This window comes from Kitasatospora sp. NPDC057904 (assembly GCF_042887925.1).
Taxonomy (GTDB): Bacteria; Actinomycetota; Actinomycetes; order Streptomycetales; family Streptomycetaceae; genus Kitasatospora.
Genome location: NZ_JBHVOL010000014.1, coordinates 207255 through 225472, shown reverse-complemented (window position 1 = coordinate 225472; position 18218 = coordinate 207255). Strand labels below are relative to the sequence as shown.

Below are 18218 nucleotides of genomic sequence, written 5' to 3'. Positions count from 1 at the left end.
GCGGTCAGGCCCCCACCCTGCGCATACCGCATACCACCGGCATACCGCAGGGATCACTATCCGTCACTACCGACAACAGGGCGAAAACCTCAGTAACGGCCGCCAACATCACCAAGCTGGACGAACGGGAGCAACGCGCACTCGGACTCGCGGTTGGACAGCGGGCAGCCAGAGCAACCTTCAACGTCCGTATCGAGGGGATCGAAGCGGTCTCCAAGAACCCCAGCCTATGGCCGGACCCCTACCGCGAAGCCGCCCTCCAAGGACTCTTTATCAACCCCGACGGCCAGGTATTCACCGACCCGGATCACAGCGCACCCAGCGCAGCCGTCCTCCTGAAAGACCACACCGCGCCAGACCGCGCTGTCAACGAACTCCGCACGCTCCTGGCGGACTCCTCCTGGTCAGTGGAGTTCCAGTACCGCCCGACCGCGACGGTCACCTCCATGGAATCCGCCACACCCCAAATCCCCGCAGCCGCACAACAGGGCTGGCAAGCAACGATCAACGACTTGAAACACCGCGCAGGCCTCTGACAAGCCCCGACCTCAGGAAGACACACAGGGATCTCATCACAACTATGAGAAACCCCAACACTTCTCAGCTTGGCGTTTAACCTCGCAGGTCACTCGACCTGCTGATCTGCGGTTCTTCCCGAGACAGCGGAGGCGGCCGTTCTCCACGCTTCGAGATGTCGAGTCACGAAGCACGAGAGAACGGCCGCTGTCTATGAGTCTTCCGGTCGACACTGCCGCAGGTCAGGCATTGGCCGTCTTGTCCCGCTTTCGGGTTGAGTTCTACGAATGCCTGTACGCCCGCTCGGACGCACTCTTCGAGCTCACCGACGCGGTGCTGTGCGCGGACGGGCCATGAAGACTCTGGTCGAGCTGTCGCTCGCGGTCGAGCACCGGCGCGGGCACGGCGCCCTGTACGCCGCGCTGGACCGGGGCTGGCTCGAACCGGCCCGGCTGCGTCGCACACTGGCCGGCCTGCCGCTGCCGAAGGCGGCCGACGGCCGGATCGTGCTGGCCGTCGACGTGAGCAACTGGCTCCGCCCCGACGCTGCCACCAGCGATGACCGGCTCTTCTGCCACGTCTACGGACGCGGTGACCGCAGAACGGACCGGCTCGTTCCCGGCCGGCCGTACTCCTTCGTCGCCGCGCTGGAAACAGGCCGCACCTCGTGGTGCGCACTGCTGGACGCCGTGCGCCTGGGTCCCGCGGATGACGCGACCGCCGTCACCGCCACCCAACTGCGCGACGTCGTCGCACGGTTGATGCGGGAAGGGCACTGGCACGCAGGCGATCCCGAGATCCTGATCGTGATGGACTCCGCCTACGACGTCACCTATCTCTCCCACGCCATGGCCGACCTGCCCGTCGTCCTGGTCGGGCGCCTGCGCTCGGACCGCGTCATGCTCCGCGACCCGGGCCCGACCGGCGCGGCCCCAAGGGCGGCCGGCCGCGCAGGCACGGCGGCGTCCTCACAGACGGTGATGTCCTTCACCGCGCCGTGGATGATCACGGCGTCCTTGAAACCCTGGTCGACCAGTGCTTTCTCCAGGCGCATCCCGCACCGTTCGGCTGCCTGGTCCAGCAGAGCGATGCCAGCCTCGTTGTCGTGCGCGCTGGCGGCGAGGACCACCACGCCAATGACCAGGCCCAGCACGTCGACGGCGAGCCCCCGCTTCCTGCCGGGCGTCTTCTTGTTCGCGTCCAGTCCCGTGTCCTCTTTCGGCACCCCGGCCGCCACGCGGACGGACTGGGTGTCGATGATCACCAGGGACGGGTCCTCTAATCGTCGGGCCCGCTCCCGCACCTGGCAGCGCAGGATCTCCTGGATCCGCTGGTCAAGGCCGTCCTGGCGCCACAGGGTGAAGTAGTAGAACACCGCAGACCAGGCCGGTAAGTCATGTGGCAGGAGCCGCCACTGACACCCCGTCCGATTCTGGTACAGCAGCGCATTCACGACCTCGCGCAGGTCGCAGGAGCCCGGGTCCCCGGTCGCCGAGCGCGACACCCGCTCCAGCTTCCAGGCGGTGACCAGCGGCTCGATCAAGGCCCACTGCCGGTCGGACAAGTCCGTTGAGTACGGCATCCGTTCCATACCCCGACTCAATCATGCACACGACACGCGGGTCGGCCCAAGTGACTCCGTACCCACGAACGGGCGATGCCAGATCATCCAGAAACGGACTTAACGTCCCCTCAGGCCATCCAGAACTTCTCAATCAACAACAAAACCATGCAGGCCAACGCCCCAGAGACCCAGCCGGAGCCGCCGACCGCAACCATCCCCCATTCCCACTCCCCGACCAACTCCCGGTCCAAAATTCTCAACCAACCACCAAACCCACAGGCCGCCGACAAGATCAACCAGTGAACCACCAACCCGCCACAGTAAAGCTGTGCGTCGCAGCTCTACCTCCGGTCATGGGGCGCAGTACGGCAGCCGCAGCGCGCCTGTACGACCGGCGTTGCGGCGTTGCGTCGATCTCGAGTGTCCACGGTGTTCACTCCGGCTGTTGGTGGGGGAGAGATGCCGAGTCGGATCCGGTGGAGGCGAGGGGGCGGAGATGGGAAGGAAGCGCAGGTCGGCGGCCAGGCGGCGGGCGGCCAGACTGAAGGTGCTCGGCGGCGGGTTGGCGGCGGCCGCCGTGCTGCTGGTCGTGTTCTGGCAGCTGGTGTGGGTGTACGTCGTTGTCGCGCTGGCGGTCACCGGCCTTGTGGCGGGCGGCTGGACGCTGTGGCGCAGGGACCGGACCGCCCGTCAGGAGGACCGGCGGTGGCGAGACCTGGATGCGGTTGCGGCCGGGCACCGCACGCTGGCCGAGGTCGACCGGATGACCGGTACCGAGTTCGAGGACTTCGTGGCCGCGCTGTGCCGGCGGGACGGCTGCACGCAGGTGGAGAGAGTCGGCGGGGCCGGCGACAACGGAGCCGACATCAAGGGCGTCCTGCCCGACGGCCGGAGCATGATCGTGCAGTGCAAGAGGTACGCGCCGGGCAAGCCGATCCCCGCCCGGGAGATCCGCGACATGATGGGCGCCCTGCAGCACCACCGGGCCCAGATCGCCGTGTTCGTCACCACCTCACGCTTCACCCGCCCCGCCCAGAACCTGTGCACCGAACACGGCATCTGGGCCCTGCACCGCGACCTGCTCGGCCTCTGGAACAACGGCGCCAACCTGCTCTCCTTCCCCCAAGTCAACGGGGCCGGACAAGGCGACCGCCAGCACCAGGCACGCTGGAAACACACCTACCAGAAGTAGACGGCCCCCGGCTGACCGGTCAGGATGGGTTATCGCCTCGGATATCACCGGGGTATCCGAGACGACGGGGCGTCAGACATCTACAGCTTGAGCCGGGATCGGACGGAGCGGTACGCGGCCCCATACCGCTTGAACCTGGATCGGACGGAGCGGTACGCGGCCGCGGACGCCGTAACGACGAGTGCGGTGGCGAGTCCGCCAAGGAAGCCGGGCAGGGTCGCGTAGAGGATCTCGCTCATCGAGCCGCCGCCATCGCGCGCTGGTTGTGGCGGTCGCCGAGTCGGTGGAGCTTGCGACGGACCCGCTCACCGAACTGCTCGGTGTTCCCGGTGGCCCTGGCGGCGTCCGGCCAGGCGCCGGTGCCCTCGGCGTACGCCCACGCGACCGCAGCCTCGACCGTGTCAAGGCTGCGCAGCACCGCGCGGATGCGCTCATCGCCAATTTCCCTGGACAGCGCGAGGTCTTCAGCCGAGCGGTGGTCGGCCAGGGCCTCCTGGAGCGTGATGCCGTCCGCGACCGTCACGCCGGCCATCCTGACCCGGGCTCCGCAGGCCTTGCGCTCCCACAGCGGCTGCCACCGTCGGTGTTCGGTATGGGTATATGCGCGCAGGATGGCTAGCAGATCCGGGTCGGTGAGGAAGGTGCCCAGTCGGTCGACCCAGTCCCCGAGCAGAGCGTCGGTCACCGCCTCGCACCACCGCTCGGGGTGCGCGATGCCGAGCGTACTGCGGGTGAATTGGTCGACGCCCGCCGGCGTCGCCCTCGATCGCCGCATTCCGGGCCACCAGGGCAGCTGTCAAGGCTTCGCGGGTGGCCGGCATCCTTTCAACAAGACGGATGGCCTCGGCCAGCCTAAGCAGCACCATGGCGATGAAGTTCACCGGGGAGTGGCGCGTGCTGTCCTGGCTGTATGGCCTCTCCTCGCTCTCGCAGCCGCCAGAGAGCTTGCAGAGGGTGCAGAAGTGGAACATGAAGATGTTGTGCTCCGCCAACTGGTCCAGGGTGTCGCGGAGCATGGTAATCGTCCGCAGCGCGGTGTCCGGCGCGGTGCTGTTCTCCGACGGGGGGAGAAGGCCGAGGCGGACCCGGCCTTCACTCCAGTCCGCGGCCCCGTTCAGTTTTTCGATGATGGTCGCTTCCAGGGCGTCGAGAGTCTGTGCGCTCGCCTCGTCGTCCTTGAAGTTGGTGATGAGAAGGAGAGACATCTCCTGGTGCTCCTTGCCGGTGACTGCGAATCAAGCCTTCTCCTCCATGGCTTGGGGGCAGGTGTGACCGACAAAGAATCTTGGGAATCCCCACGTGACCTGCATCACACTGGATATGCGCCGTGCCCCAGGGTCGACTGCAGCGCCCTCAGGTCATCACGCGCGGCCGGGTACGCCAGCGCGGCGACGGCGCCCGACTGCGGCACGGCGACGGACGCGGCGGCGGCCTCGGTCGCACTGGCGCCACCCCCCACATGCGGCGGCCGCAACCGCGCGGTACGGCCGCGGTGCGCAGCGCCCCGGCCCGACGCCCCGCACCTCGACCCGACGACCGTCAAGCTGCCGACCTCCGGGAACGAGCACTCTCGATACTTATCGTCACTGCGACGAAAAGTGCGGTATGCTGGCTTCGCGCGCACGAAGCTCCCCTTCTCCTGCGCGCTCATTGTCTTGAGGAGCCTCCTATGGGAACTGACGCAACCTCGGCCCCGGCCGGCACCGGACTGACCGTGCCGCCGGGCACCTCCATGGACCCCAAGCTCGCCCTCGCGCTCAACGTGCACGCCAACCCGGGCGTGTACGCGCTGCTGCTCGGCTCGGGCCTCTCGATGGCCTCCGGGGTGAAAACGGGCTGGGGCATCGTCGAGGACCTGGTCGCCCGCATCGCGACCGTGCACGCTCCCGACAACCCGCAGGCCGGCGCCCAGGCCTCCGCCGACCCCGAAGGCTGGTGGGCCGAGAACTTCACCTCTCCCCTCGGCTACTCCTCCCTGCTCGAAGAGGTCGCCCAGACCCCCGCGGCCCGGCAGGCACTGCTCGACCCGTACTTCGTCCCCAAGGACGGCGAGGAGGCCACCGACAAGGCCCCGACCGCCGCGCACCGGGCTATCGCCCGCATGGTCAAGCGCGGCAGCTTCCGGGTCATCCTCACCACGAACTTCGACCGCCTCATGGAGCGCGCCCTGGAGGAGGTCGGCTTCTCCCCCCAGGTCGTCAGCCGCCCCGAACAGATCGACGCCATTAAGCCCCTCCCCCACAGCCAGATCACCATCGTCAAGCTGCACGGAGACTACGCCGACCTCCAGCAGCGCAACACCGTCACCGAGCTCGACTCCTACCCCGAGGCGCAGCAGGAGCTGCTGAAGCGGGTCCTGGACGAGTACGGGCTCATCGTGTGCGGCTGGTCCGCGGACTGGGACAAGGCGCTCGTCCGGGCCGTCGAGGGAACCCGCTCCCGCCGGTACCCGCTGTTCTGGTCCACCTACGGCCCCCTCGGCACCGAGGCCACCCGCCTCACCGCGCAGCACAGCGCCGCCGTGCTGAAGGGAATGAGCGCGGACGAGCTGTTCACCGACCTGGAACGGCGGCTGGAGGCACTGGACCGGCTCTCGGCCCCGCCGATCAGCCGGGACATGGCCGTCGCCCAGCTGAAGAAGGCGCTGCCCGACCCCGTCAAGCGGATCGAGCTGTACGACCTGGTCCAGGATGCGGCGAGCACCGTCGTCAACGCGGCCGCACCCGATCGGCGGCCGCTGTACAACCTCGACTTCGCCGAGACCCTCCACACCTACCGGGCCGAGACCGACACCCTGCTGCACCTGCTCGCCACCGGCGTGTTCCACGACGACGGCACCTACGACGCCCTGTGGCTGCGCGCCCTCCAACGACTGGTCAAGGTCCGGGGGCGCTTCACCGGAACCTTCAACGAGGCTCTGGAGGCGTTGCGGCACTATCCGGCTCTGCTCGCCACCTGCACCATCGGCCTGTCCGCTGTACTCGCCCACCGCGAGGAACTCCTCGCGACCGTTCTGACCCAGCCGACGTGGACCAGCTACACGGCCGGCTCCACGCCCCAACCGCCCGCACACTACCTCCACCCCGGCCGGGTCGCCGGCGGCGACCTGCGCGAGGTCCTCCCCCTGTCCGGCGGCAACACCTACCTCTACCCGCAGAGCCATCTGCTTCGCGATGAGCTGCGGGAACCGCTCCGCCTCATCGAGCCGGACGACGACGCCTACCGGGCCGCCTTCGACCGCTTCGAACTCCTCGCCTCCCTGGTCGCGATCGACGCCAACCCCGCCTGGGCGATGCCGTGGCCGGGAGAATTCCTCCTCGGCAACTCGTGGGACCCCGACCGCGCCCTGGCATTGCAGCCGCTCCTCCAGGCCGGGGCCTTCAATGGAGACGTCGACCGCGCGATAAAGGCCTACGACACCCTCGTCGCCTGGCGGCAGCAGAACCACCGCGGCTTCTGACACGCGCCCCTCCCGGGCCCGATGACCAGAATGCCCGTCGGCGCCAAGATGCGACCCGCCGCCTGCCCTCGCCTCCTACCCGCTCCGAGGAGTCCCCATGGCGCCGCATGTCCGTCGTGTCACCGGTTGCCTGTTGCCGGCCACGCACAGCACGACCCGCCGCACCCGGCACCGGGTCCGGTGCACCGAGTACGTGCTCTACGCCTGCGAGACCGGGCCGGCGGACAGTCCGTTGCCGGAGCCCACCGGAACCGAATCTAAAGCCGCCCACGCCCGTATGGTGCTGCCAATGGCAGCACCACCAGCCCGAGATCCGTGCTATGGCTCCCGGCGGGGCGCAGCCCAGGGCGGCGTCCGGTCACGCGTACGATTCCAGCCGTGGGCAAGCAGAAGACCTTCGAGTACACCGACGAGCTGAAGGCCGCGCAGCGCGCGCTGATGGCCGTGCGGGCCGAGCGCCGCGCGTTCCTGGAGACGTTGCCGGCCTGGGGCGGCGACCTTACGGCGGTTCGTCAGGGCCTGACCGAGGAGCAACTGGCCGAGTACGCGCGGCTGGCGGAGGCCGAGCGGCAGGCCGTGCACGCGGTGTGGGCGGACGGGTACCGGGCCACGATGTCCGGCGAGGACCGCGTCATCGCCCGCAGCCGGCTCCACCACCTCGACGACCCCGTCGAGGAGCAGCCGGCCGCCTGACCCCCCGGCCCGCCATGGGCGGCCGGGCAGGCTGGCGGTACGCTGCCCGCGCCCCGAGAAGGCGCAGGAAGGCCGCCACCCGCAGGTGGCGGCCTTCCGACCATCCCAGGAGGGCGGGGCGGCGAGGACCGCAGCGCCCCGTGCATCCGGATCCACCGGACGTTCTAGGCCGGGTCCGTTGGCGGGAAGTGCCGTTCCAGGATCTCGGCCCACGTGGGCAGGGTGACGAAGAGGCCAGAGTCGTCGGTCTGGGCCTGGAGGATCTCCAGCAGAGCCGCAACGAACGGGGCGGCGGCATCGCCGGCGGGGACGCGGGCTGCGGCGTCCTGGAGCCGCCGGTAGGCGGCGGAGAGGGATTCCTTGGCTCTCGCGTCCTGTTCCTTCGCCCTCTCGGCGCCGGCCTCCATCAGGATCCGCTCGATCGTGTAGGTGGGGCACCGGTCGGTGTGCCAGGTCTCGGTGACGGTCCGGTCGCGGCCGATCGCGATGGTGCGGATCTCGCCGCTGTCCGGCTCGGCCTGGCAGTCCTCGCACAGGAGGAGGCGGATGTTCGGCTGCTCGGCGTGCGGGTCGGCCACAGGGCATCAACTTCTTCCTGCGCGGCGGACCAGGTGTGGGGCCCCGGCCCGGGAGCGCCCATCCAACGCCCGCCGAACAGCAAGGTCAACACCTTTCACCAGGGACCGGCCCGTCAGAACCGGCTGCGCCGTACGACGGGCCGGACAGGCGGAGTCTGCTCGGTGCCGCGCAACGCGAAGGCCGCGACGCGGGTGCGCTCCAGCCAGCTCATGATCTGGCACAACGTGGCAGGGCCGAGCTGTTGGGTGAGGTCGCGGACGGCCTGGTGGTCGTCGTCGGTGAGCACGTGGAGGCCGGCACGCTCCAGGGCGGTGTAGGGCGGCTGGGCGGCGGTGCTGGCGAGGCTGCGATGGGCGGCGTCGGAGCTCTGCCGGGCCTGCTGGGCGGCCTCGCGGGCGCATTCTGCGACGTCCTGGCGGTGACGCTCACGGCACAGCGCGTGCTGGAGAGCGGTGTCGTGGTCGGGGTCGTAGCGCTCGGCCCGGGTCTCGGCGGTGCGGTCGCGCACGCGCTGCCACTCGACCAAGGCGTCGGCCGCGGTGGCATAGGCGGCCATGTGGCCGGCGTCGGCGTACCGGTCGGCGGCGCGCTCGTCCTCCCGGGCCCGGTGCTGGGCCTGCTCGATGGTCTCCAGGGTCGCCTGACGGCGGACCAGACTGCGGACGCCGCCGAGCAGCCCGTTGTCCTGGTTGTCGCCCTCGTCCTGGGCATGGTCGGGGTGGTGGGGGTTCTGGGCATGGGTGGTGAGCGGCGGATCCGCTGTACGATCTGGGACGGGCAAGTCGCGTACGCCCTCCGCCGTCACCGGTGCCCACGCCTCCAGGTGATCGTCCGGCCAAGGTCCTTCGGGGCCCGCGTTCGATCGTCCTGTCTTCGTCCGGCGGGAGCGTGGGAGACCGCTGGGAACGGGCCTCAGATGCCAAAGAACAGGTCGACCGCAGCGCAGCGCGCCCGCCAGCGGCAGGCGGCCACCGGTGAGAAGTACACGACTGCCCTACGCGCCCAGCGTCTGGGTACCACTCACCATCAGAGCTTCTCGGCCCGTGGGGCTGGATGGACTCCCATCACCCAACGCGCCGAGCAGCGATTCGACCGGGCCTGGCCTGGTCGCCCTAGGCCGCACTGGGAGGAAAAGTTCGGCCAGTTGTGCTGGAAGAGCTTCCCCTGGCAGGACGCGCCGACCGAGGCCCACCAGATTCTCCGCGAGGCGCAGCGGGAGGCGGACGTGACCTGCCAGAGCTGCCCGGCACCTGGCCGCAAGCGGGTTGTATGGATCTGGGATGAGTATTGCGGCGCGTGGATCATGCCCTGGGTGAAGACCTGCTGTGTCAGCTGCTCCTGGGTGCCCCCGCACCTTCTCGACGATGGGGAGTACCGGTTCTTGTTCGAGACGTACGAGGAGCCCGCTGCCGGGCCCACAGCAGACTGACCCAGGTCGACGATCGGCTGGTTGCCGCGGAGGACGCTGTTTCGTAGGCGCCGGCGTGGCCGGTCGGCCGTGTTCTGGTGGCCGTCGCCTCACGGACGGGCGGTGGCCGTTGTCCTTCCCGGCGTTGGCGGCCCGGTTCGAGGCCGGTCCGCTGCCCGCTCGGGGGGGTCCGGGTGCGGACCGGCCTCCCCAGTGTGTGTGCGCATGCTCTGCGGGGCCTGCGGAGTTGCCCGCAGGGGTCAGGGGGTGTCCCCTTGCCAGTCAGTCCCATTGGCTCGGGTTCGCGGGCCGCGGTTCGTAGTGGGCCGGCCGGAGGCCGGGCAGGGTGCGGGCGACACCATCCGGACGCCACCACCAACCACCGCCCCCCTAGGGTGAAACCCGCGCCTGCCGGACTGGCGCTCATATGCTCGGATTCAGGAGCGGTCCAGGCCGGTGAACCACCGCGCTATGCGGCGGATGTCGCGGGGGTCGACCTGTCGGACTCGAACGGACTCGGTGGGGCGATTCAGCGCTTGGCGCTGGCTGGGGGGCAGGTTGGCCAGCGGGGTGTCCACGAGCAGGGGCCCGTACCGGGCGGGGGCCTGGTGGGCGTCGGGGACGAGGACCTGGTGTAGCGCGATCAGGTCGACGTCGCAGCGCGAGCACAGGCGGAAGCCAGCAACGGGCGCGAAGGTGGTCGTCAGCGCGTAGGAGTCGCTGGAGTCGCTGGAGTCGCCGCAGCCGCAGGCCTGGTTCTCGGAGCGGTGGAAGAGCTGCCAGCCGTAGGCGAGGGCCGTGAGCGTCGCGGCGCGTCCCAGGTCTGCGGTGATGGTCCATACGATCGGGTCCGGAAAGCTGCTGGAAGTGTCGTGGTACGGCGCGGCGAGCTCCAGTGCCACCACGGTGCCGTGAAGGACGGCGGCAAGGACGTGCGCGAGCTGCGGCTCACGCCTTGGTCGCCACCATCTGATCCCGCACAGGAACTCGGCCGCGCAGGGGATGGCACCGGTGCCGTCCCCGTACCCGGACGGGTCCTCCATGTGGTTGTACTGCGCGTGGGCCTGCAGGACGCTCCAGGAGGTCTCCCAGGGCAGGGGGACGTCGGTCCCTTCCTGCTGCCAACGCTGTCCGCGACCGCTGGTGGGATCCCGGTCGTGGTAGCCCTCGCAGGCCACCGCGCGAAGGCCAGCCAGGGGTGGGTGGGCGAGCCGGCGGTGGCCGTCGACCACCACCCAGTCGGCTTCGTCCTGGCGGACCTGTAGCGAGGGGACGGCGAGTAGCCAGGGGGCGCGTGTGGTGGTGACCCAGCAGCTGTCGACGCCGGCGGCGGCGTAGCGGCGGGTGCGCATTTCGATGTCGGCGGTGGTGATGGGTGAGAGCTGGGCTTCGAGGGCGAGGCGGCGGCCGTCGGGGGCGGTGGCGAGGACGTCGGCGCGCCAGCCGTCCCCGGGGACTTCGACTGCGGCGTGCCAGCCGGCGGTGCGGGCGGCGTGGGCGAGGGCGCGTTTGAGGTGGTGGTGTTCGAGGCTCTCGCCGGTGCTGGGGCAGTGGGGCTGGACGGTGTCGTGGGCGAAGAACCGCAATCCGCGGTGGGAGGTCTTGGCGTGGACGAGGCCGGCACAGGCGGGGCACCGCAGGTCGGGGCGGGGTTTGGCCCGGTGGACGGTGCTCCAGTGGAGTCCGGCACCGAGGTCGTCGACGGTGGCGTCCAGGGTGCCGTGGCTGGGATGCAGGGCGGTCAGGGGCACGGGGTTCTCCGACGGGGCGTTCGGCGGCCGTTACCGGGGGGCCGGTCCGAGCCTGGCCCACGGATCGCTGTGCCCGGGTCGTGCGGTGTTCGGGGTGCCGGAGGTCTGTCCGGCGGGGTGGTCGTCGATCCAGGCCAGGCTGCCGCGCTCCAGGTGGTGGCGGGCGCGGGTGATGGCGACGTAGGCCAGGCGGGCCTCGGCGCGTGAGATGGGGCCGGGCTGTCCCGTGTCGGTGGGTTCGGGCTCGGGGAAGTCGTCGGCGATGCGTACCGAGGACCACTCCCGGCCCTTGGCCTTGTGCGCGGTGGAGATCGTGACGTCCGCGCTGTGCTCGTCACCCAGGCGGTCCAGGAAGCCGAGGATCTCTTCGTGGCCCAGGTCGTCGACCAGCTCGACCCAGGGCAGCAGATCGCGCCCTGCCGGGTCGTTCTCGGCGTATTCCTGGAGTTCGCCCCAGGACTTGAACAGCAGCAGGTCGTGGTGGTTCGTTCCCTTGCCGGACTTGAGGTCGCGCGCGGCGAGCGCCAGCTTGCGCAGGTCGTCCCCGCCGCCGGCCATCGCGACCCTGCGCCCGGTTCCCAGGTGGCGCCGGACCTCGATCATCGCCCCGGCGTTGGTGCGGCACAGCACTGCGTCGGCGTGCTCAAGGGGACCGATGCTGGTTCTCGTTCCGTGGTGACCCGTCAGGCGCAGGGGTGCGTTCACGATGCTCAGCCAGCGGTTGGCCTCGTGGGCGAGCTGGGTGCCGAAGCGAAAGGACTGGGAGAGGTTGAGGTGGCGCCCTGGCGAGCCGGTCATGATGTCGCGGGCGCCGCGCCAGGCGTAGATCTGCTGGGCGGAGTCGCCGACCAGGACGAGCTGGGTGTGGCCGCGCTGACCGTTGATCACCGATTCCAGGACGGGGTTGGTGTCCTGTGCCTCGTCGACCATCACGTACGGGGCGTTCAGCTGCGGCTGGGTGAGCTGCCAGAGCTTGAGGTAGTGGTCGTGGAGGAACTTGACTTTCCAGCCTTCGGGGTGGACGGCGTCCGCCCAGACCTGGCGTGCGAAGGGCACCACCACCTCGGCCAGCAGCACGTGAACCTCCGGGCTCTCGGCGCCGCGCTGTACGGGCACGTGGCGTTCCGTCAGCTCTTGGTCGGCGGACAGGCAGAAGCCGCGCACGGTCTCGGTCGCCACGTATGCAAGGTTCCACGGCTCCAGTACCTTGCCGCCCAACTGCAGGTCCTGGTGGATCCCCAGGGCGACGGCGACCTTGCGTGAGGGAATCCGCGGACTGCTCAAGCGGTTCCGGTAGCGGTGGCCTACCGCGCGGTAGGCCAGGGAGTGCGCGGTGGTGCACTGCACCCGGGCGGGAAACCTACGCTTCGCCTCGCTTGCCGCGGCCTTGTTGAACACGATGTACAAGCCGTTTCGGGTGTCGGCCTCGGCCAGCATCTGCAGTGTCGTCGTCTTACCCGTCCCAGCTCCGGCCTGGACGACAAGATCACCGCCGTTCTGGAACTCGTCCACAACCGCCGACTGCTCCTGCGTAGGGTCCGGCATCGGCTTTCCCGTCCTGTCACCGCCCGCAGCACACGGGCGGACCTACCGACACGGCCGCTGCCGTACCTGGGGGCGAGCATCCCAGACCCCACTGACAACGAGTGCCCGGGCGATCACTGGGAGAAACTGTGAGACCTCTCATACCGCCGTCTCACTCTTGGCTGATTGAAGGGAAGGAACGACCGGCACGCCACGCCGACCGGGCACCAGGCCAAGGTGTCGTCGGGCAGCGGGTGGCTGCCCGACAAGCGTGCTAGGTACTCGGGTCCGCTTGGATATCGGCCAGGGCCTGTCGGTTCCATGGCTCCCGGACCGGCGCAAGGGGGATACCGGTGCGGACGTGGTGAAGCCAGGTGTGCATGCTGTAGAGCACCCCGCGGCCTTCCGCGCGGGCGCGCGAGAAGGTGCTGAAGGCGCCGATGTCGAGGATGACGTGGCGGCCCACAGCGGTGGAGAAACCCAGGTCGATGAGCGGCTCGGTCAGCTGAGGGTAATTGCTCCACGGGCGATGCCATTCGACAGCCACCAGGCCGCCCCCGTTGTCGAAGATTCGCAGCTTCTGCGCACCGTGTTCGGCCACACCGCACAGCAGCCACCGGATCCGGGGGTGGACACGCTGTTTCCCGGCGATCGGATCCTGCAGGAGTGGCGGAGTCTCCAGTTCCCAGATCGTGCCATCCGCCGCCTCGGTGTCCCCACGGCGGCCACCGCGGGCGACCTCGCGGTTCAAGAGCCGTTTGGTGAGCGCGGCGGCCCACTGGCGCTTCTCGGCCTCGCCCAGGTCGGTGCTGGCCAGGAGCATCGAGGTCACTGGGCGCTCCGCACCTTGTCGTCGGGAAGGGCCTCGTTGAGCTGGGTGGTGAAGAACCTCACGGACACCCCGAACTGGCGGTAGGTGAGTCCGGCGTTGCGCATCACCTGCTCGTAGTTGATGGCGTCCGGATCGCCGTTCCAGGCCTCGGTGATGGCCCGGGCGAGCTCCATCGCACCCTGGTGGCCCTTTTGCGCGAGCGTCATCTCCTTCAGCCGGGCGACCTCGTTGTCTCGACGCTTGACGGCCTCCGCCTTCTCTTCCTTCAGGTCCAGGAGTCGTTGGTGGGAGTGCCGTTCGAGCAGCGTCATCGACTGGCGCTGGGAGAAGTGGAGCGGGCCGGGCGTGGGGTCGTCGTCGACCAGGCTGACGCTCGGCAAATCCTCGGTGCGCTGACCCGGCACGACCGGCGGCGGGGCCTCCTCCTTCTCCCGGGCCTCCCGCTCCCTCCGCTCCGCGGCGACGGCCGCCTCCCCGTACCTCCACTCCTTCTCCGCCTGCTCTTCCATACGCGTGATGCACCTGTTGAAGAACGGCTCCGCCCAGGGCGCGCCGGCGCTGAACCTCTCGCGAAGGAACTGGCGCCGGGCTTGCGCGCTGTGGGGGTAGCTGACGAGCATCTCCCTGATGTCCTTCACCAGGGCGAGCCGGACGTCATCGGGCAGATGGTCGTGGTCCCGGTGAAGGTGCAGCCGGTTTCCCCGCTCATCGCGGAGATGCTTGGAGCTCAACGCCGTTCCCTTCGTTCGTGGTTGCTATCCGGCTCGCGGTCCCTCCCGTCGAGCCGCGGCGGCGAGGCGCTGGCCCCACTCGCTGTACAGCTGCGCGGTCGTGAGGACCGCGTTGATCAGCTCCTCGTCGCCCCTGGCCGCGATCTCCGCAGGGTCGTACTCAAGGAGCCTGGTGGCCTGCGCGTCGTGCCGCTGGAGGGCCGCGCGCCAGCGGGCCAGGACGACCTCGGGGTCGGCCTCCGCAGCATCGTTCATCGCGACGTCGTCCGGGTCATGCTCCGGCCGGGCCGCAGGGTTGATCTGCGCCTGGATGGTCTGCAAGACGCGATCGTCGGCGATCAGCTCGCTGAGCAAGTCCGGGGTGGAAGCTACTCGCGCGAGAACCTCGGCCCTTCCGGTCGAGCTCTCAAGCAGCGCCGCACAGGCGCTACGCGCGACCTCGGTGTCAGCGCCGATGGCCGCCTTCACGTCCTCGGGCCCCGGCGGCACAGCCCTCAGCCCGGATCCTGCCGTATCCTCCGCGTCCGCCTGGGTCCGATCGGGTTGGTCGGCAAACGGGGGAAGGTGATCGCCGAGCAAGGCGCGAAGGCCAGTCTCGGTGACGACCGGCTCGTCGGTGCCGGCGGCCGCCGTCGCCATCCCGACCAGGTGGTCCAATCGTCGTTCCAGTGCGACTCTCACGTCTCCGTTCTCGGTCTTGGGCAGCGAGACCGCTGCCCTGAGGGTGCTGTAGGAGACCTCCACGTCAAGCGCGTCGATCGCCTCGCGGATCGCCGGCCCCACCCGGCAGGCAACCTTTCGGTAGGTCCGGGCGGTAGCGACGGCCAAGCCGACGGCGTCCGCTGCCTGTGCCCAGACCGACGTCGTGGGGTCACCGGCATCGGCCGGGTCGATGCCCAGCAGCGTGTCCCCGATTGCCAGCCGGATCTGCCGTTGCCGGTTGATGTCCGCCCGGATCGCTGCGGTTTGCTGCATGTCCTGGGAAACGAGCAGTCGTAGACGTTCCACCTCGCCGTCCAGGTCGTGGGGCGAGCTGGTGGTCGTCTGGACCAGAAGACTGACCATGAGCGGTGTCCTCGCTGTAGCGCATCGCTCACGTTGAGCAACGCTATCAGCGCCGACAGTAGTGAATTGCCGGCCCGCAAGTGCCTTGTCAGACACGGGAGGTAGCGTCCGCTCTTCTCTCGCTTCAAATCAAACACGGCAAATCAACCCATACACAGACAAACTGCCGTGACATCAAGGGCGCACCGCAAGTCGGTCAGCATCTTCAGGGTGTACGAACTCAATAAGGTGAATCCGTCCGGATGGGCATCTTCTACCGATGCGCCGTTCTCCTCGCGCTGCTCGATGGTGAGGCCGCCTCCGGGATTGTCGGCCGGCATGCCAGGCGGTGGGTCTGCGCAGGCGGAGCATGGCCTCGGCCGCGGTAGCGCCGCTGCCGGCGGCCGATGGCGGTGTGGTCGCGGGCCATGGCGAGGAAGACGTCACCGGCGGGTCTTGGGTGACAACACCGTCCTCGTCGGCCGCTAGCGCATCAACAATCGAGGAACTTATACGGGAAGAAGGCACCGTCCCGCTGTCTTTCCACGCCGGAGCATCCGGCGCTCGGGTCCTGGTCAGCCGGTGACGGTCTCGGCGTGCCGGGTGAGTACGTCCAGGAGCGCGCTCTGGTGGGCGGTCAGCTTGCCGTCGGTGCGGGCCTTGTCTTGCTTGCGCAGCCAGGTGCCGGGCCGGAACGCCGGGTCGTCGCCGAGGCCGGTGCGGTTGGCCGGGCCGTCCAGGGTGCCGCCGGCGGCGAGGTAGGAGAGCAGGCGCCGGTAGGAGCGGTTCCAGTCCGGCTCCAGGCGCCACAGCTCGTCCAGCGCGTCAAGCTTCGCGGCCTGGTCAGTGGTGAGGCCCGCGGCCTTGCGCTGGCGGCGCATCCACGCCCCCACAGCGTAGTCGTCCAGCTTCGCGGTCGCCGGGATCGCCAGGTGGCCGTGCTGATGGTGGAACGCGGCGGCGTAGGCGTAGCCCCGTTCCCAGGCGTTGGCGTTCTTCGACCAGATCATGCCGAGCGCGTCCAGCTCCGAGACGCGGGCCGCATTGAGCAGGCCCTGGCCGTTCAGGTGGCGCTGGCGGGTGAGCCAGGAGATCAGCTCGCCGTGCTGCGCCTTGTCGGTGGGGTCGAGGTGGCCGTGCTCGATGCGGAACCTGGCTGCGACGGCGTGCATCCGCTGCCACTCGACCGCCCGCGGGTTGAACGCCCGCAGCTTCACGGTCTGCAGGATCCGCGCCGCGTGGTGCCGGGCATTGATCTTCAGCCACTCGATCGGCGACTCGACCGGGGCCGGTGGCTGCTCGCCCTCTCCGGCCTCGGTCTCGCCCTCGGCCGGCTTGGCCGCCGTGGTGTGCGCGGTGCCCTGCGAGCGGTGGGCGCGCAGCTCGGTGATCCGGCCGACCACCCGGGCGTCGTGCGCAGCGAGCGCCCGCAGGACCCGCCAGATCGTGCGGAACGAGCTGGCCTCGATCTCGGCGTCGGCCTCCGCCTTCACCGCCTCGCCGGCGTCGTAGACCTCGGCCGGGACCGCGGCGGCGGTGTCGTCACCGACCTCCGGCGTCGGCAGGTAGACCGGGATGATGACCCAGCTGATCTTGCCCTCGCGGTAGGACTGGCGCAGCGCACGGCCGACAGCCTGGACGATGTCGATGACGCTCGACTTCGGGTCCGCGAAACAGATGGCATCCACACTTCTGACGTCGATGCCCTCCGTCAGGAGCCGGCTGTTGCAGAGAATGCCGCACTCCTCGCCGTCCTCGCCGGTGTGGGCCTTGAACTCCGCGAACGCGCCCCGGCGATCCTTGAGCCGGTCCGTGCCGGCCACCGCCTTCGCCCAGATCCGCTCCGGGCGCTCCGCGTCCTCCAGCAGCTCCGAGGCCTCCAGCAGGGTGCCCGCGAACTCCCGCGCCGCACTGACCCGGGAATGGAACGTGATCACGCGACGCAGCTCCAAGTCCGCGACCGCGCGCAGCACCGCGATCTGCAACGCGAGGCGCAGCAGTTCCTCGTTCGAGCGCTGGGGGCGCAGGTCGGCGACGGCCGGGAGGTGCAGCAGCTCGCGCAGGTCCTCGTCCGTCACCACCGGGACGAGGACGCGGTAGTCGGCGAGGTAGCCGTGCTCGATGCCCTGGCCGAGGGTCCAGGTGAAGCAGGTCTTGCCGTAGACCGTCTCGTCGTCCATGGAGCAGAGCGCGGGCAGCTTCTCCGCACCGTCGGCGAGGTCGGCCAGGCCGTCCTTCGCCCGCCGGTCGTCCGCGATCCTGGGAGTCGCGGTGAAGTACAGCCGGCGCTTCACCGGGACCTGGGCGTCGTCGTGGACCGCGGCCCACGCCTTGCCCTCCGAACCGGCCGTGCGGTGCGCCTCGTCGATGACCACGAGGTCCCACTCGGGCAGGCCGTACAGGTGGTGGGCCTGGACGATGCGCTCCAGTGAGGCGTAGGTGGCGTACACGGTGACCGGCTCGCCGGCCTTCTCCGCGGCGACCAGGTCGGCGATCCGCGGGGCCTGCGTGGTGACCCGGGCGTGGACGCGGCCGCCGGCCTCCGCGCTCTCCAGCGCCTCCTCCCGCGAACACGCCGCCACCGCCAGCCCCCGCCGCCCGCCCCGCAGCGACCACGCCTCGGCGGTCTGCTCCAGCAGCTCAATCGTCGGCACCATCACCAGCACCCGGCCCCGGGCAGCGAGGCGCCGGGCGCAGTTGGCGGCGATGAGGGTCTTCCCGGAGCCGGTCGCGGCGACCACCGTCGCCCGGCCGCCGTCCTTCACCTCGCGCACCGCGGCCGCCACCGCGTCCTTCTGGAACCAGTGCAGCGGCAGCGGGTTGACCGTGCCGAGCGGCTGTGCCGGAAGCGGCACCAGGGCCTGGGCGCGCAGCCCGGCCGGGGTGTCCTGCTCTGCGGTGGCGGTCTCCACGGCGGTGGGTCT

14 protein-coding genes and 2 pseudogenes are annotated in these 18218 nt (G+C 69.8%); 5 read left to right on the top strand and 11 right to left on the bottom strand.

Translation table 11 applies throughout. The annotated features are described in order from the left end of the window. On the top strand, positions 1-536 hold a 536-nt coding region (locus tag ACFVSN_RS31030), incomplete at its 5' end, for a hypothetical protein (RefSeq protein WP_387957020.1). Positions 537-803: 267 nt separating this feature from the next. Continuing rightward, a pseudogene (locus tag ACFVSN_RS31025) lies at positions 804-1421 on the top strand (transposase); the annotation flags it as partial. Positions 1422-1489: 68 nt separating this feature from the next. Here the strand turns inward: ACFVSN_RS31025 and ACFVSN_RS31020 are convergent. Then, positions 1490-2107, bottom strand: a pseudogene (locus ACFVSN_RS31020) (IS5 family transposase); the annotation flags it as partial. Positions 2108-2576: 469 nt separating this feature from the next. Here ACFVSN_RS31020 and ACFVSN_RS31015 point away from each other — a divergent pair. After that, complete coding sequence (locus ACFVSN_RS31015; RefSeq protein WP_387957019.1) at positions 2577-3272, top strand: restriction endonuclease; 696 nt, start codon at positions 2577-2579, stop codon at positions 3270-3272. 235 nt (positions 3273-3507) lie between these two features. Here the strand turns inward: ACFVSN_RS31015 and ACFVSN_RS31010 are convergent, their stop codons facing one another. Continuing rightward, the gene (locus ACFVSN_RS31010; protein WP_387957018.1) at positions 3508-3957 is read right to left on the bottom strand and encodes a hypothetical protein; all 450 of its coding nucleotides are present in this window, start codon (positions 3955-3957) and stop codon (positions 3508-3510) included. Between the two features lie 984 nt (positions 3958-4941). On the opposite strand from ACFVSN_RS31010, the gene ACFVSN_RS31005 reads away from it, so the two are divergent. Both ACFVSN_RS31005 and ACFVSN_RS31000 read left to right on the top strand, forming a co-directional pair. After that, the gene (locus ACFVSN_RS31005; protein WP_387957017.1) at positions 4942-6732 is read left to right on the top strand and encodes an SIR2 family protein; all 1791 of its coding nucleotides are present in this window, start codon (positions 4942-4944) and stop codon (positions 6730-6732) included. Between the two features lie 378 nt (positions 6733-7110). Next, the gene (locus ACFVSN_RS31000; protein ID WP_387957016.1) at positions 7111-7425 is read left to right on the top strand and encodes a hypothetical protein; all 315 of its coding nucleotides are present in this window, start codon (positions 7111-7113) and stop codon (positions 7423-7425) included. Between the two features lie 164 nt (positions 7426-7589). On the opposite strand, the gene ACFVSN_RS30995 is transcribed toward ACFVSN_RS31000, so the two are convergent. From ACFVSN_RS30995 to ACFVSN_RS30955, 9 genes are all read right to left on the bottom strand, one after another. Continuing rightward, positions 7590-8003, bottom strand: coding sequence for a hypothetical protein (locus ACFVSN_RS30995; RefSeq protein ID WP_387957015.1), 414 nt, complete (start codon positions 8001-8003; stop codon positions 7590-7592). A 113-nt stretch (positions 8004-8116) separates the two neighbouring features. Next, entirely contained in the window at positions 8117-8785 is a 669-nt protein-coding gene (locus ACFVSN_RS30990; protein WP_387957013.1) for a hypothetical protein, read from the bottom strand. Between the two features lie 1064 nt (positions 8786-9849). Beyond that, complete coding sequence (locus ACFVSN_RS30985; RefSeq protein WP_387957012.1) at positions 9850-11163, bottom strand: competence protein CoiA; 1314 nt, start codon at positions 11161-11163, stop codon at positions 9850-9852. Positions 11164-11193: 30 nt separating this feature from the next. Next, complete coding sequence (locus ACFVSN_RS30980) at positions 11194-12708, bottom strand: UvrD-helicase domain-containing protein (RefSeq protein WP_387957010.1); 1515 nt, start codon at positions 12706-12708, stop codon at positions 11194-11196. Between the two features lie 253 nt (positions 12709-12961). After that, complete coding sequence (locus ACFVSN_RS30975; protein WP_387957009.1) at positions 12962-13519, bottom strand: hypothetical protein; 558 nt, start codon at positions 13517-13519, stop codon at positions 12962-12964. Beyond that, the gene (locus tag ACFVSN_RS30970) at positions 13516-14250 is read right to left on the bottom strand and encodes a hypothetical protein (RefSeq protein WP_387957008.1); all 735 of its coding nucleotides are present in this window, start codon (positions 14248-14250) and stop codon (positions 13516-13518) included. Before ACFVSN_RS30970 ends, ACFVSN_RS30975 begins: the two co-directional genes overlap by 4 nt. Positions 14251-14274: 24 nt before the next feature. Beyond that, positions 14275-15315 carry a hypothetical protein gene (locus tag ACFVSN_RS30965; RefSeq protein WP_387957006.1) on the bottom strand — a complete coding sequence of 347 codons (1041 nt, stop codon included), beginning with the start codon at positions 15313-15315 and terminating at the stop codon, positions 14275-14277. Between the two features lie 143 nt (positions 15316-15458). Next, the gene (locus tag ACFVSN_RS30960) at positions 15459-15635 is read right to left on the bottom strand and encodes a hypothetical protein (RefSeq protein ID WP_387957005.1); all 177 of its coding nucleotides are present in this window, start codon (positions 15633-15635) and stop codon (positions 15459-15461) included. A gap of 234 nt (positions 15636-15869) precedes the next feature. After that, positions 15870-18206: a Helicase associated domain protein gene (locus ACFVSN_RS30955; RefSeq protein WP_387957003.1), complete on the bottom strand. Its 2337-nt coding sequence runs from the start codon at positions 18204-18206 to the stop codon at positions 15870-15872. Positions 18207-18218 lie beyond the last annotated feature (12 nt).